Annotated in this window: 16 protein-coding genes and 1 riboswitch; of the genes, 4 read left to right on the top strand and 12 right to left on the bottom strand. The window is 57.8% G+C overall.

What is annotated here, in order from left to right; genetic code table 11:
* Position 1 precedes the first annotated feature (1 nt).
* The 7 genes from dxs to ACR0NA_RS09335 form a co-directional block, all read right to left on the bottom strand.
* Positions 2-1,933, bottom strand: a complete 1,932-nt coding sequence (gene dxs / locus ACR0NA_RS09365) for a 1-deoxy-D-xylulose-5-phosphate synthase (protein WP_480728298.1) — start codon at positions 1,931-1,933, stop codon at positions 2-4.
* A 22-nt stretch (positions 1,934-1,955) separates the two neighbouring features.
* A complete protein-coding gene (locus ACR0NA_RS09360; RefSeq protein WP_480728296.1) occupies positions 1,956-2,822 on the bottom strand; it encodes a polyprenyl synthetase family protein in 867 nt (288 codons plus the stop codon).
* Positions 2,822-3,064: an exodeoxyribonuclease VII small subunit gene (locus ACR0NA_RS09355; RefSeq protein WP_170653656.1), complete on the bottom strand. Its 243-nt coding sequence runs from the start codon at positions 3,062-3,064 to the stop codon at positions 2,822-2,824. The genes ACR0NA_RS09360 and ACR0NA_RS09355 overlap by 1 nt, the downstream gene beginning before the upstream one ends.
* Positions 3,061-3,987, bottom strand: a complete 927-nt coding sequence (locus ACR0NA_RS09350; protein WP_480728294.1) for a histone deacetylase family protein — start codon at positions 3,985-3,987, stop codon at positions 3,061-3,063. Before ACR0NA_RS09350 ends, ACR0NA_RS09355 begins: the two co-directional genes overlap by 4 nt.
* A gap of 40 nt (positions 3,988-4,027) precedes the next feature.
* The gene (locus ACR0NA_RS09345) at positions 4,028-4,801 is read right to left on the bottom strand and encodes a delta-class carbonic anhydrase (protein ID WP_480728292.1); all 774 of its coding nucleotides are present in this window, start codon (positions 4,799-4,801) and stop codon (positions 4,028-4,030) included.
* A 73-nt stretch (positions 4,802-4,874) separates the two neighbouring features.
* Positions 4,875-5,576 (bottom strand): response regulator, encoded by a 702-nt coding sequence (locus ACR0NA_RS09340; protein ID WP_170653651.1) that lies wholly within the window; start codon positions 5,574-5,576, stop codon positions 4,875-4,877.
* Positions 5,573-6,085, bottom strand: coding sequence for a MarR family winged helix-turn-helix transcriptional regulator (locus ACR0NA_RS09335; protein ID WP_170653649.1), 513 nt, complete (start codon positions 6,083-6,085; stop codon positions 5,573-5,575). The genes ACR0NA_RS09340 and ACR0NA_RS09335 overlap by 4 nt, the downstream gene beginning before the upstream one ends.
* Before the next feature lie 158 nt (positions 6,086-6,243).
* Between ACR0NA_RS09335 and ACR0NA_RS09330 the strand changes: the two genes are divergently transcribed.
* The 4 genes from ACR0NA_RS09330 (at position 6,244) to ACR0NA_RS09315 (ending at position 10,402) form a co-directional block, all read left to right on the top strand.
* On the top strand, positions 6,244-7,110 hold the full coding sequence (locus ACR0NA_RS09330; RefSeq protein ID WP_170653647.1) for a branched-chain amino acid aminotransferase: 867 nt from the start codon (positions 6,244-6,246) through the stop codon (positions 7,108-7,110).
* A 124-nt stretch (positions 7,111-7,234) separates the two neighbouring features.
* The gene (locus ACR0NA_RS09325) at positions 7,235-8,185 is read left to right on the top strand and encodes an AraC family transcriptional regulator (protein ID WP_480728290.1); all 951 of its coding nucleotides are present in this window, start codon (positions 7,235-7,237) and stop codon (positions 8,183-8,185) included.
* 110 nt (positions 8,186-8,295) lie between these two features.
* The gene (locus ACR0NA_RS09320) at positions 8,296-8,661 is read left to right on the top strand and encodes an SPW repeat domain-containing protein (protein ID WP_480728288.1); all 366 of its coding nucleotides are present in this window, start codon (positions 8,296-8,298) and stop codon (positions 8,659-8,661) included.
* 220 nt (positions 8,662-8,881) lie between these two features.
* Positions 8,882-10,402, top strand: coding sequence for a trimethylamine methyltransferase family protein (locus tag ACR0NA_RS09315; RefSeq protein WP_480728286.1), 1,521 nt, complete (start codon positions 8,882-8,884; stop codon positions 10,400-10,402).
* Positions 10,403-10,423: 21 nt separating this feature from the next.
* Here the strand turns inward: ACR0NA_RS09315 and cobO are convergent, their stop codons facing one another.
* From cobO to ACR0NA_RS09290, 5 genes are all read right to left on the bottom strand, one after another.
* A complete protein-coding gene (cobO, locus tag ACR0NA_RS09310) occupies positions 10,424-11,023 on the bottom strand; it encodes a cob(I)yrinic acid a,c-diamide adenosyltransferase (RefSeq protein WP_480728283.1) in 600 nt (199 codons plus the stop codon).
* Between the two features lie 58 nt (positions 11,024-11,081).
* Entirely contained in the window at positions 11,082-12,017 is a 936-nt protein-coding gene (locus ACR0NA_RS09305) for a DMT family transporter (protein ID WP_480728281.1), read from the bottom strand.
* A 54-nt stretch (positions 12,018-12,071) separates the two neighbouring features.
* Positions 12,072-12,680: an HD domain-containing protein gene (locus ACR0NA_RS09300; protein WP_480728279.1), complete on the bottom strand. Its 609-nt coding sequence runs from the start codon at positions 12,678-12,680 to the stop codon at positions 12,072-12,074.
* Positions 12,681-12,717: 37 nt separating this feature from the next.
* Positions 12,718-13,818 carry a chorismate synthase gene (gene aroC, locus ACR0NA_RS09295; protein WP_480728277.1) on the bottom strand — a complete coding sequence of 367 codons (1,101 nt, stop codon included), beginning with the start codon at positions 13,816-13,818 and terminating at the stop codon, positions 12,718-12,720.
* 149 nt (positions 13,819-13,967) lie between these two features.
* Positions 13,968-14,408 (bottom strand): 6,7-dimethyl-8-ribityllumazine synthase, encoded by a 441-nt coding sequence (locus ACR0NA_RS09290; protein ID WP_480728275.1) that lies wholly within the window; start codon positions 14,406-14,408, stop codon positions 13,968-13,970.
* A 73-nt stretch (positions 14,409-14,481) separates the two neighbouring features.
* Positions 14,482-14,629, bottom strand: a riboswitch (FMN riboswitch).
* Positions 14,630-14,822 lie beyond the last annotated feature (193 nt).

Here is a 14,822-nt window from a genome sequence, read left to right as displayed (position 1 = left end):
TTCACGCGCGCTTCTCTCCGATCGTTGCTATGCCCAGAACGTCCAGAACCTTGGCTTCTATCTGTTCTGCATTCATCCCGGCAACGGCGTACATATCCGCCGGATTGGCCTGATCGATAAAGATATCCGGCAGGACCATCGAACGGTATTTCAGTCCAGTGTCAAAGATACCTTCCTCGGCCAGAAGTTGTGCGACATGGCTGCCAAAGCCGCCAATCGCACCCTCTTCGATAGTGATCAGAACGTCGTGGTTTGACGCAAGATCCAGGATCAGATCCCGGTCCAGCGGCTTGGCAAAGCGCGCGTCGGCGATAGTGGGGGTGATACCTTTGGCAGCAAGGGATTCGGCGGCCTTTTGAACTTCGGCCAGACGTGTGCCGAAGGACAGCAGTGCAACGCGTGAACCTTCCTGTATCATCCGTCCCTTGCCGATCTCCAGAACCTCGCCGCGCTCTGGCAGATCGACGCCCACGCCCTCCCCACGCGGATAGCGAAAGGCGATGGGTCCATCGTCATGGGCCGCCGCCGTGGCGATCATGTGCACCAGTTCGGCCTCATCTGCAGCGGCCATGACGACCATACCGGGCAAGTTCGACAGATAGGCAACGTCGAATGAACCGGCGTGTGTTGCGCCATCCGCACCCACCAGACCTGCGCGGTCTATGGCAAAGCGTACCGGCAAGCGCTGGATTGCCACGTCATGCACGACCTGATCGTATCCGCGTTGCAGGAACGTCGAATACATGGCGCAGAACGGTTTCATGCCCCCAGCGGCCAGCGCGGCCGAAAAGGTCACCCCGTGCTGCTCCGCGATTGCCACATCGAAACAACGCGACGGGTACCGTTCGGCAAACAGGTTCAGACCCGTTCCATCGGGCATGGCGGCGGTGACGGCGACGATCTTGTCGTCCCGTGCAGCTTCCTCGACCAGAGTTTTGCCAAAGACAGACGTATAAGAAGGTGCGTTGGAGGGCGCCTTTTTCTGTTCGCCTGTTACCACATCGAATTTTGCGGTTGCGTGCCCTTTGTCGCGTGCCTGTTCGGCGGGGGCATAGCCTTTGCCTTTTTTGGTCAGAACATGGATCAGGATGGGACCATTCGCACGCGCTTTGACCGTACGCAGCACCGGCAGCAACTGATCCATGTCGTGCCCGTCGATAGGGCCGAGATAGGAAAACCCAAGCTCTTCGAACAACGTTCCGCCCATGGCCATGCCTTTGAGCATCTCCTTGGCCCGCTTGGCCCCCTCGCGGAACGGTTCGGGCAACAGCGAAACGGCACCCTTGGCGGCGGCCTTCAGGTCCTGAAACGGCTCTTCGGCATAAAGTCTGGAAAGATAGTTCGACAATGCACCCACCGGGGGGGCGATGCTCATTTCATTGTCATTCAGGATGACGATCAGGCGTTTGTTCAGGTGGCCTGCATTGTTCATTGCTTCGAAGGCCATGCCTGCCGACATGGAGCCATCTCCGATCACGGCGATCGCATCGCCCAGACCTTCGGGGATATTGCCGCCCAGATCACGGGCTACGGCAAAGCCCAGCGCGGCACTGATCGAGGTTGAGCTGTGCGCCGCGCCGAACGGGTCATACGGGCTTTCGCTGCGCTTGGTAAAGCCGCTCAGCCCGTCCTTTTGCCGCAGAGTGCGAATGCGCTCGCGCCGTTCCGTCAGGATTTTGTGCGGATAGCACTGGTGGCCCACGTCCCAGATGACCTTGTCCCGCGGCGTGTCAAAGACCGCGTGCAAGGCCACCGTCAACTCAACAACGCCCAGACCCGCGCCCAGATGCCCACCTGTGACGGAAACGGCCGAGATCGTCTCGGACCGCAACTCCTGCGCAAGCTGGGTCAGTTGTGCATCCGAAAACTGCTTCAGGTCCGCCGGGCGGTTCACGAGATCCAGCAACGGTGTATTCGGGCGGTCAGACGTCATGTTTTGGCGCATCCCTTGCGGCTTAGCTGTCCCGGGCAATAACGAAGCGTGCGGCATCCTTCAAGGTTTCAGCCCTTGATCCGTAGCCATCCAACGCCGCACAGGCGGCTTCAACCAGTTCCGCGGCACGCGATCTGGCCGCATCCAGCCCCAGAAGCGAGACGAACGTCGCCTTGCCCGCCTGTGCATCCTTTTGCAGGCGTTTTCCGGCCTTTTCGGCATCACCTTCGACATCCAGAATGTCATCAGCAATCTGAAAAGCAAGGCCAAGCGCCCGGGCATATTGGCGCAACGGGGTACCATCTGCCTGGGCCAGTCGGGCACCGGCGCAGGCGGACCATTCGATCAGGGCACCGGTTTTGCCTGCCTGTAGTCTGGTTATCTGTTCTAGCGTAAGCGGTTCAGACGCGGTTTCGGCGGCGATATCAAGCGCCTGTCCCAGCACCATGCCTTGGGCGCCGCTGGCTTTCGCCAATGTTAGGGCCAATTCCGCGCGAACTTCGGCAATTCCCGCCTCGGGGCGGGTGCAAAGTTCAAAGGCCAGAGTTTGCAGTGCATCACCTGCAAGAACTGCGGTGCCGTCATCCCATTTGACATGCACGGTCGGCCTGCCCCGTCTCAGATCATCGTCATCCATGCAGGGCAGATCGTCATGTACCAGTGAATAGGCATGCAACGCTTCGATTGCGGTGGCGGGCCAGATTGCCTGCGCTTCGTCGATATCGTGCAGACGCGCGCTTTCCAGCACAAGAAAACCGCGCAGTCGCTTGCCGCCCCTGGTGGCATAGGACATCGCCTGCGTGATCTCCAGATCATCCAGCGCCCCCAGAACCAGATCGAACTGCTTCTGAATGCGCTCGGCATCCCCGACCAATTGTTCGTGAAACATCAGAGCCCTTCGACAGGTGTGGTCCCGGTTGGCTGACCACCAGCATCCAGCGTGATGGCAGCCACTTTTTCCTCGGCCCGTTTCAGCTCGGCCTCGCAACGCGCCTTGAGTTTTGCGCCCCGTTCGTACAGCGCAATCGACTGGTCCAGCGCCACGTCGCCACGTTCCAGCTGTCCGACAACGGTCTCAAGCTCTTTCATCGCCTGTTCAAAAGTCATCTGGTCAACGGGTGTCTCGGTCATTGTGCAGCCTTTAACAGTTCTTCCACATGCGCGCGTGTCGCGTCGGCAAGCGCGTTCAGATCATAACCGCCTTCCAAAGTCGAGACGATACGGCCCTGACAAACCTCATTGGCGATCCCGCACAATTCGGCGGTAACCCATGCAAAATCACCGGTGGACCAGTTCAGATTGGCCAGCGGGTCGTCCTGATGCGCGTCAAATCCTGCGGAAATTATTATCAGCTCTGGCTTGAATGCGCGCAGGCGCGGAAAAACCTGGCCCTCATAGGCCGCACGCATCTCAGCCCCGCCCGAGCCGGGGGCAAGCGGGATGTTCAGGATCGTGTCGTGCACACCCGTTTCATCCGGGCGACCCGAACCGGGCCACAGCGGCATCTGCTGGCTGGTTACCACCAGCGCGCGCGCCTCGTCCCACAGCAAATCCTGGGTTCCGTTTCCGTGGTGAACGTCAAAATCCACAACAGCAACGCGCGACAACCCGTGATGGTCAAGGGCGTGCTTAGCTGCCAGAGCCGCGTTGCCGAACAGGCAAAAGCCCATGGCTGTTTCGGATTCGGCGTGATGACCCGGCGGACGAACGGCACAAAAGGCATTTGGCACCTCGCCGCCCAGAACCATGTCGACGGCCCGCACCACCGCCCCGGCTGCGCGATAGGCCGCATCCACCGATCCGGGCGACATGAACGTATCACCGTCAATCTGGGTAAATCCGCTGTCCGGGCGCGCGGCACGAATATCGCGTATGTAACTGTCCGGGTGGACCCGGCGCAGATCGTCATCGGCGGCAAGCGGCGCGGTCACGCGCCTGAGTTCCAGCGCTTCGAGCGCGTGAAGAATATGTTCCAGACGCGCCACCCTTTCCGGGTGGCCCTGCGGGGTAACGTGGCCGAGGCAATCGGCATGGGTAATCAGGGCGGTTGTCATGGCGCGCAGGCTATCAACGCGAGGACGCGAAGGTAAATAGTCAATCTATTTGCGACAACAATTCCGGGGCCGTTACCAACTGCCGGGCACCGTGGCTCTGAACCTCTTCGAACGCATTTCCTTTCGCCGCCCAATCCTGAAGAGAGCTATACGAAACTTTCTTGCAATCCGCCCGCACGTTCCACGTCACCTGCATAGGAGAGCAGATTATCTGGCTAAAGTCCGGACCCGTTGTCGAGCCCCTGTACGTCACGGCTGCATCGCCAGCGGACGGCAAGGCCATGGGTTGGTGAAAGCCGTTGGCAATGTTGCCGTCATAGGCAAACATTGCGAAATCAGCCGCTTTGTCATCATTGACGACCAAAAACACCTGACTTTCAACAAGTAGTGCAGGGTTTGCACAACTGTCGCTAAAGCAGGAATTCAGTGTAGGCCCGGGGGCCACATCGCATGTGGTAAACACCCAATGCACTTCGATCGTGTCGCCCGGTTTTGCTCCGCCATAGCTTACAGTGCCTTCGGGCTGGGTGAGTTCCGCTTCGCTAAGCTCATCTGTTTGGTTGCATCTATACCCCACCATCCCGTCTTCAGCCGCCAGTACCGAAAATCCCGGCCCCTTGTGTTCGGCCAGCGTATGCGAATGAATGTCGCACAGGTTCATCCGTCTGATGTCTGTTGCGACCGGAAAACTGATGGGATTCGTGCCCGCATCGTTGGAGATGTCCCGAGGGGACTGAGGTCCGTAATTCCGGCACAACTCCTGCGCCATTGCAGACATTGGAAGCATTGCAATAAATAATGTGAGGAAACGCATAATAATCACTCCACTCGATAAAATCGCGCGCAGTGTATCATGAGCCAGAGTATTACTCACAAAGAGCGTAACGTCAGTCCGGTGCCAGCATGTAGCCCGCGCCGCGAACCGTCTGCAAATAACGTGGCCGCTTGGGGTCTTGTTCTATCTTGCGGCGCAGACGGGTGATCTGAACGTCAACGGCGCGCTCCTGCGCCTGTCCCCGGTCACGCCCAAGGTCCTCGACCAGCTTTGCCCTGCTGATCGGCTCACCAGGCTGTGCAGAAAATATCTTCATCAGCTGGCTTTCCGTCGCCGTTAGACGCACCGGGTTTTCGCCCTGCCACATCTCACCGCGTTCGATGTCATATCGAATAGGCCCAAGATGCAGGATCTTGGAAACGCTGTCCTGTGCCGGTGTTTCCGGCATACGCCGCAGGATCGCATTGATCCGCAGCAGCAATTCCTTGGGTTCGAAAGGTTTGGCCAGATAGTCGTCCGCTCCGGCCTCAAGCCCGGCAATCCGGTGTTCGGTTTCCCCCCGCGCCGTCAACAGCAGGATAGGCGTGTTGTGCGTTTCACGCAGCGCCCGCGTCAGGCTGACGCCATCCTCTCCGGGCATCATCACATCCAGAACGATCAGGTCAAAATCCAGCCCCGACAAAACTCGACGCGCATGCGCGGCGTCTCGTGCGGCTGTCACCAGAAAGCCGTTCCGCATCAGAAACTTCCTGAGCAGATCGCGAATGCGTTCGTCATCGTCAACGATCAGCAGGTGGGCGTCCATTTCGCTCATGAAGTTGTTTCCCGCAATTTGGTATAGGCGCGACGCATATCAGCATCCATCATCGCTTCAAGTACTTTACGAAACCCTGCCACGGCTTCGGGACCAGCATCTTTGTAGGCGGCGCGCATCCGGGCGCGCTGGGCGTCGGACAGGCGGGTTTCCAGCGCCTTACCGGCCTCAGTCAGAAACAAATGCCGTTCGCGTTTATCCACTTTGCCCACACGGCTTTCGACAAGACCATCTTCGATCAAAGTCCTCAGAACCCTGTTCAGAGACTGTTTGGTAACACCAAGGATGGCCAAGAGATTGTTGACAGTGGTTCCCGGCGCCCGGTTGATGAAATGGATGGCCCGGTGATGGGCGCGACCATAGGCCATCTGGGTCAGGATTCGATCAGGATCCGCCGTAAATCCGCGATAGGCAAAGAACATCGCCTCGATTCCCTGCCGCAATTGCTCGTCTGTCAGAAACAACAGGCTTTCACCACCAAAGACAGGGGCGGGGCGGGTTTCGGACATATCGGGCCTCATTTCTTAGCTCTGTCCGAGTTTATGTCAGCGTTGTTGACATTCCAATAGTGAACAGGTATCGACTCGCAGTTTTTGCGCAACATTATGTCCACTCCGGACCTATTGGGCGCAACAATCGGAAATTCAGGCCGGTTTTGGAGGTTAGCATGGCGGGCTATGACGATCGTGAAGGTGTCATCTGGATGGATGGCGAACTGGTACCCTGGCGCGACGCGAAGGTGCACATTCTGACCCACGCGATGCATTATGCCTCGTCCGTGTTCGAGGGCGAGCGGGCATACAATGGTAAAATCTTCAAAAGCCGCGAGCACTCCGAGCGTCTGATTGCGTCGGCAGAAGCCCTCGATATGCCAATGCCTTACACTGTCGATCAGATTGAGGCCGCAAAAGAAGAGGCGCTGAAAGCCAGCGGATTGCAGGATGCTTATGTCCGCGTGGTTGTCTGGCGTGGTTCGGGCGATGACATGGGTGTCGCGTCCGCCCAGAACCCGGTTCGCATGGCCATCGCGGTCTGGCCGTGGGGGGCGTATTATGGCGACGCAAAGATGCAGGGTGCCAAGCTGGACATCGCTGAATGGAAACGACCCAGCCCCGAGACCATTCCGGTTCATGCAAAGGCGGCGGGTCTGTACATGATCTGCACCATCTCCAAGCACAAGGCCGAGGCCAAGGGCTGCTCGGACGCGTTGTTCATGGATTACCGTGGTTATGTGGCCGAGGCGACGGGCGCCAATGTCTTCTTTGTTAAGGACGGAGAGGTTCATACACCGCTGCCAGACTGTTTTCTGAACGGCATCACTCGTCAGACCGTGGTTCAAATGCTGAAGGACAAAGGGATCACCGTGCATGAGCGCCACATCATGCCCGAAGAGATGTCAGATTTCGAACAATGCTGGCTGACCGGCACAGCAGCCGAAGTCACACCTGTAGGTCAGATTGGCGAATACACCTTCGAAGTTGGTGATCTGACCCGCGAAATCGCCGAGGACTACGAGAAACTCGTCCGGTCCTGAGAGTTTTTAACGACCTTTTCCCGCCCCCGCGTTTTGCGGGGGCTTTTTTGTGCCATTCATCCAATTTATGTTGCAGATCGTTCCGCATAGTGGACGAAAGGCAATACTTGCCTATCTTCTGGCCATGTTAGACCTGCTAAGCGATATCCTCACCCGCCTGTCCCTGAAGGGGACATTCTATTTTCGAACTTCCTTTACGCCGCCCTTCGGAATTCAGGTGCCAAGTTTTGAAAACGTGGCGCGGTTTCATTTTGTGCAGCGCGGCGAACTCAAGGTGTTTTTGCCTGAAACGGGAGATATGCTTAGGCTCAAACAAGGGGATTTGATCCTTATTCCGCATGGCGCGGCGCATGCGCTGCTGTGTAACGAAGTACGGCCGGTGGATGCATTACCACTGGAAAACGTATTGGAAGCCGCCGGTTACAATGGCGATGGCGTTCTGGTCTATGGCGGAGCTGAAGAAGGCCGGGATACTCAGCTGATCTGCGGGCATTTCTCATTTACGCAAGCGCCAGGCAAACGGGGCGCAGGGCACATGTTGGTTGACCGGTTGCCGCCATACATTCTGATAGAAAACTATGGCGAAGAAGTGGGCACCTGGATCGAAGCCACGCTGCGGATGATCGGCTCGGAGGTGGGCGGCGCGCGCATTGGGGGAGACCTGATTGCGCTCAAACTGTCCGAAGTGCTGTTTGCCCAGGCAATACGGGCTTATCTCGAACGTTCAAGCCCGGACAATGCGGCACTGGCCGGGTTTGCCGATCCCCGTATTTCCCGCGCCCTGACGGCGTTCCACCATTCTCCGGCGCAAAGTTGGAGTGTTGAAACCCTTGCGCGTGAGGCCGGAATGTCGCGAACGGCATTTGCGCAGCTGTTCGCGCAAAAGATGGGAACAACGCCTTTGCAATACCTGACCAACTGGCGGATGCAGATCGCCTGCCACGGGTTGACGGAAAACCGATGGAATGTGGCCGATGCCGCAATCGAGGTGGGATACGCATCCGAGGCCGCATTTTCGCGCGTGTTCAAAAAACAGATCGGACTGTCTCCGGCGGCATACAGGGCGTTGCACTAAAGCGCGCTGGATTTCGAACGATCTGCAAAGAATGCTAAACGATCTGGGCTGCTGCGTCCGGGGTGACTTTCCTAACTTGGGGGTATCTTAACCAGGGAAAGGAAACTCGAATGTCTTTACGTTTTGTGACCCGTACAGTGCATGCCTATCTTGACTATCCGGTCGCCCTTGCGCTGGTCGTTCTGCCATTTGTTCTGGGGTTGGGGCAGTCCAACCCGATGGCGCTTTGGCTTTCGGTGATCACCGGTGTGGCGGCCTTTGTTCTGACCGTACTGACCGATCACCATCTGGGTATCTGGAGGGTTCTGCCATACAGGTTCCACCTTGCAGTGGACCTTGTTGTTGGCATCACTTTCCTGTTTGCACCAGGTCTTTTGGGCTTTTCCGGTCTGGATGCCGCCTATTACTGGCTGAACGGCGCAGCGGTGGTGCTGGTGATTTCACTCAGTGCACCTGAACGGGGCGTGACAGCCTGAAACAACCGGAACCGATCCGGCAAATCGCTAAAATCCGGGCCGCGTATATAGAAATGCGCGGCCCGAATTGTATCCGCGCTTAGTGCGCAGCGGGTCCACGAACCCGCAAAAACGTGATAACCGCTGTGTCGCGTTTGGAGGCTCGTGTCGCATCCGGCGAAGTTCCGGATGCCATTTCTTGTGAAACTGTCTTTGATTACAGCTGTTTTCAGGATGTGACATGGAACGCACCATTCGAAGACGCACCGCCCGGCGTGTGCCAAGCACGCCAAAGCCCGCAATCATCGCAGGTGTACGGCGCGAAATTCCGCCCTATGACATGCTGAGCGAAGAAGGGCTGGAGCTTATCGAGGTCAGATCCGAGCAGCTATTGCGGGATGTCGGCGTCCGATTCATCGACGACCCCGAGGCGCTGCGACTTTGGCGCGAAGCCGGGGCGGATGTTCAGGGCGATAGGGTACAATTCCCGCCGGGCCTTATACAGAGTCTTCTGAAGACGGCCCCGCGGACATTCCGTCAGCACGCCCGCAATCCGGACCGCACGGTGGATCTGGGCGGGAACAACCTGGTGTTTGGTCCTGCCTATGGCATGCCCTTTGTCAGTGACCTTGATCGGGGGCGCCGATACGGCACCATTGCCGATTTTCAGGACCTGACAAAGCTGGTTTACATGTCCCCATGGCTGCACCATTCCGGCGGGACCACCTGCGAACCCACCGATCTGCCGGTGAACAAACGCCATCTGGACATGGTTTTTGCCCATCTGAAATACAGCGACAAGCCGTTCATGGGGTCAGTCACAGCACCCGAACGAGCAGAAGACAGCATTGAGATGGCGCGCATTGCATTCGGACGCGAATTCACCGACCAGAACTGTGTGATCATGGCGAACATCAACATGAATTCACCTTTGATGTTCGATTATGCGATGTCGGGCGCCATTCGAACTTATGCCGCCGCGAATCAATGCCCCGTCATCGTTCCCTTTGTGCTGGGTGGTGCGACAGCACCGGTATCGATGATCGCGGCAGTCACTCAGGCCTATTCCGAAGTGCTTGTCGGATGTGCACTTGCACAATTGGTCCGCCCGGGGGCGCCTGTAGTTTTTGGCAATTTTGTCACCTCGGTGGATCTGAAATCCGGGTCGCCATCATTTGGCACCCCGGAATCGGCGCTTGCGTCTTATGTGGCCGGGCAACTTGCCAGACGTGTTGGCCTGCCCATCCGCTGTTCGGGCGCGTTTACCAGCTCGAAACTACCGGATGCGCAATCCATGATGGAAAGCGTAACTGCCCTTCATGCCGCCGTACTGAGCGGCGCGAACTTTGTCTTACAATCGGCGGGCTGGCTGGAGGGCGCCCTGACCATCTCATACGAAAAGCTGGTCATGGACGCGGATTATCTGGGCGCGATGCACCGATTTGTGGCCGGGTTGCCCTTGAATGACGAAGCCTTTGCGATGGACGCCTTTACCGAGGTTGGGCCCGGCGGACACTTCTTTGGCTGCGCCCATACGCTCAGGAATTACGAAACCGCATTCTACAACGCCGAACTGTCCGACACACAGCCCTTTGAAACATGGTCCGAGCGTGGTGGCGCGGACATGGCGGTCCGCGCCAATGCCAAGTGGAAAAAGCAGCTTTCGGATTATCAGGCGCCGCCTCTGGACGAGGCGATTGAAGAGGATTTGCAGGACTTCATGGCGCGCAAGAAATCAAGCTTGCCCGACATCTGGCACTAGCTAGTTTCGACGTGCGTCGATTCAAAAATCCACGCCACGCTGGGCTTTGATCCCTGCCTGAAACGGGTGCTTCTCCTCGGTCATCTCGGTGACAAGATCGGCATAGTCGCGCAACTCCTGCGGAGCGTCACGACCGGTCAGGAACACGCTGGTCTTGTCGGACCGGGCCTTCAGACCCTCGAGAACATCGGCCACCGAAAGATATTCATAACGCAGGGCAATATTGATCTCGTCCAGCACCACCAGATCGTATTCGCCGCTTTCCATCAGCGCACGTGCCTTGCCAAAGGCAGCGGTGGCGGCGGCGATATCGCGTTCGCGATCCTGCGTGTCCCAGGTAAAACCCTCGCCCATCGTGTGCCAGGTGACCAGATTGTGTTCTTCAAAAAACCGACGCTCGCCGGTTTTCCACTTGCCCTTGATGAACTGCACAACGGCGACTTTCTTTCCCCAGCCCAGCGCCCGGATCACGACACCGAACGCAGCCGAGGATTTGCCCTTGCCCTTGCCGGTGTTGATCAGGACCAGCCCGCGTTCGGGATCGACCGCCTCGGACACTTTCTTGCGGTGCTGGGCCTGCACCTGCTGCATCTTTTCCTTGTGATCCTGCGCGTCGCTCATGGGGGAACCTCATTTCATTGTCAGGGCCAAACTAGGGGAAGTTTGGAAAAGGTAAAGGTCATGCTTTGGGGTCCGTGACCGATCGTGCCTTGCCACGTTCAAGCCCAAGCTGGCGTTCGCGCCAGATCACCAGAACGTTGCCTGCAATGACCAATGCCGCCCCGCACAACATCACCAGCGTCGGCAGCTCGTCAAACCAGACGTACCCGATGACAATAGCGAACAGCATGGTCGTATAATCATAGGGCGCCAGCATCGAGGCCTGACCAAACCGATAAGACGACGTGACAAGGATTTGCGCCACGCCCCCGATCAGCCCCATCGCGATCAATATCGCTGCCTGTTCCCAGGTTGGCATGGTCCACCCGAAAAAGGCCGTCAGGGCGGACAGTACTGTCGCGGTCGCCGAGAAATAGAATACGATAGCTGCGGGATGATCAACCTGTACCAGTTGCCGGATGTGTATCTGCACAAAAGCGCGGGCGATTGTTGCACCCAGCACGCACAGGGCGCCGATGGTGGCAGCGGTCTCCATTCCGCCGCTGCCCAGCCGGGGCCACAACATGATCAGAACACCAAGCAACCCGATCCCTACAGCGCCGATGCGGATCATCCGGATACGTTCCCCCAGCATCAGCGCCGCCAGAATCAAGGTAAAGATCGGCGTCGCATACCCAATTGCGGTAACTTCGGGCAAAGGCAACAGACTGAGCCCGGTAAAGGTCAGCCCCATCGCGGTCGTCCCAAGAACGCCGCGCCAGAAATGACCCGATGGCTTTTTCACAATGAACCCGTGCGCCAGTTCTCCGCGTGAAATCAACCAGATGACGATGACCGGGATTGCAAAAAGCGACCGGAAAAACACCATCTCACCGGGTGGAAAGTCGTCCGACAGGGCCTTGACCAGTGCCGACATCGCCGTGAACAGAAAAAGGGCGCTCAGTTTGAGCACCACAGCAAGAACGGGTCGATGCGATGTTAAGGATTTTGCCATCGGCGCGACCCTGCGCCTTTATGGGCTAAAGATCAACGCCCGGATGGGGCGCGATTAATTTGGTATCCAGTCCGGTGGCAGGTCGCTGCCGATTTCTTCGGCGAATTCTTCAAGAAACCGGATCATTCGCTGGATCCGGGCACCGGCCATCACTTTTCCACCATCGGTCAACATATCGTCAGGCAAGTTAAGTAATTTGACCTTCCAGTGATCGACCGAAAAGCGCAGATCATCTAAGGCCCGTGCGCTGGCAAACGGGTCCGCGGGGTCATAAAGCTCCCGCCCCAGTGAACCGGAAACCGAAAAAGTGCGCGCAATACCGATTGCACCAAGCGCGTCCAGACGATCGGCATCGCGCAAAATGCGGGCTTCCTGTGTTTCAGGAGGAATTTGAGCCGAGAAACTATGGGCAGCGATAGCATGCTGCGTGGCCTGAATTTCCGTCCTCGAATAGCCGATTTCCTTCAGCACAGGCTCTGATTCTTCAGCGGACAGGCGCGACGCAAGGTGACGGTCAGGCGCGTTTTTGGGCAGATTGACCAGATCGTGCAGATAACAGGCAGCAAGCAGAACGCGCATATCGGTTTGCACGTCTGCGATGGCACGGGCGTTAACCCAGACACGATCCAGATGCGCAAGATCATGCGCCGGATCCGTCGCCATGCGGGACGCGGCGATGCTACGAAATTGGTTGCGAAGATCAGCCAATTTGACCACGGTTTTCGCCGATTTGGCCGCGATGCAGCAGCAGGTGGTCCAGAATAACGCAAGCCATCATGGCCTCACCCACGGGCACCGCCCGGATACCGACGCAGGGATCGTGACGGCCTTTGGTAATTATTTCGGTCTCCTCACCGGACTTGGTGATGGTTTTTCGCGTCGTCAGGATCGAAGACGTTGGCTTAACAGCAAAACGTACAACGATATCTTGCCCTGTCGAGATGCCGCCGAGAATGCCGCCTGCGTGGTTCGAGCTGTATTGAGGGCCGTTCTGACCCATGAAAATCTCATCCGCATTGGCTTCGCCGGTAAGTTCGGCGGCGGCCATGCCTTCGCCGATCTCGACACCCTTGACGGCGTTGATCGACATCATCGCGGCGGCAAGATCAGTGTCTAACTTGGCATAAACTGGCGCGCCAAGCCCAGCAGGGACACCGCGCGCAACCACCTCGACTATCGCGCCAACCGAATTGCCGGATTTGCGAAGATCGTCCAGATAGTCCGCCCATTCTCCGGCCGCCTGCGCGTCGGGGGTCCAGAACGGGTTTTGTTCGATTTGCACCCAGTCAAAACGGTCTCTGTCTATTTTGTACGGACCCATTTGCACCATGTACCCAGTAATCTGGACATTCGGGGCCAGCTGTTTGATCGCCTCGCGCGCCAGCCCACCGGCTGCCACCCGCGCAGCTGTTTCGCGGGCCGAGCTGCGACCGCCGCCGCGATAGTCGCGGATACCGTATTTTTGCCAATAGGTGATATCGGCGTGGCCCGGGCGGAACTTGTCCATGATGTCGCCGTAATCCTTGGACCGCTGATCGGTGTTTTCGATCATAAGCTGGACCGGGGTGCCCGTTGTTTGTCCTTCGAATACGCCCGACATTATTTTCACCGCGTCCGCTTCGCGCCGTTGCGTGGTAAACTTGTTCTGACCGGGCTTACGCTTGTCCAGCCAGTGCTGGATCATCGCTTCGTCAACCTGCACGCCCGGCGGGCAACCATCAACAGTCGCGCCCAGCGCCGGACCGTGGCTTTCGCCCCAGGTGGTGACGCGGAAAAGATGGCCAAAGCTGTTCATCGACATGGGCGTGCTCCTTTGAACGATGTGATTAGCGGGGAGTGTCCTTGGCCTCAAGCGGATTTGCGTATGGCAAGGGCAAAGGAGTGGGCGTTGCCTCCTCTTGAGCCGGTGGCTGAATTCACCGCCACCGGATTTGAAACAAGATGTAGCGGTCAGGCCGCGTTATCGAGTTTCTGGCGTGTTTGGGTTATCTGCAGGGCAGCCTGCGCGGCTTCGCGGCCTTTCTGGACGAAATGCGCGCGGTAGATCGCATTGTGATGATCGGTTTCCTGATACTGATGGGGTGTCAGTGATATGGACAGAACTGGCACGCCGGTATCGAGACCCGCGCGCATCAGCCCGTCGACGACGGCCTGCGCCACGAAATCGTGTCGATAGATGCCCCCGTCCACGACGAAGGCTGCACAGGTAATTGCAGCGTATTTGCCGGTCTGGGCCAAATCGCGGGCCAGCAGTGGCATTTCAAAGGCACCGGGTGCATCGAAAACATCGACCTTATCGGCGGGGATCAATTCGAGGAATCCATCCAGAGCGCGGTCGACGATATCGGAATGCCAGTTGGCTTTGACGAAAGCATAGCGGGTGTGTGTCATTGTGATCTCCTTTCGTAACAGACACGTCACCCAAGGCGATCACGAGCAGCCGCGCCGGATCGCGGCGTGACCTGCACGTTCTCTTTCATCCGGACTGTAACCGTCGGCTCTGGCATCTCACCAGATCTGCTGACACTTCCGTTGCCAGAAGCCGCTCGCGGGCTTGCGGAGATAATCCGCATACCGCCGGTGGGGAATTCCACCCCGCCCTGAGAACGGTGCAAGCTTGCCAAATGGAGGGCTGCATCTGCAAGAGCAAATGAACGAAGCCGGAAGGGCAGAGTACGCTCCGCACCGGTTTTTTGCGGGGAAGAACATGTGCGCAAAAAAATTTGGCCTCCGAAGGCCCCGGATCATGGATGCTTTAAGGCACGATTGACATTAAAGCCGACAAAGGGCTTTCACTGTCCAATC

The sequence above is a fragment of the Ruegeria sp. C11 genome (assembly GCF_056537725.1).
Note: the sequence above shows the minus strand (reverse complement) of the source record. Positions and strands in the feature narration are given on the sequence as shown.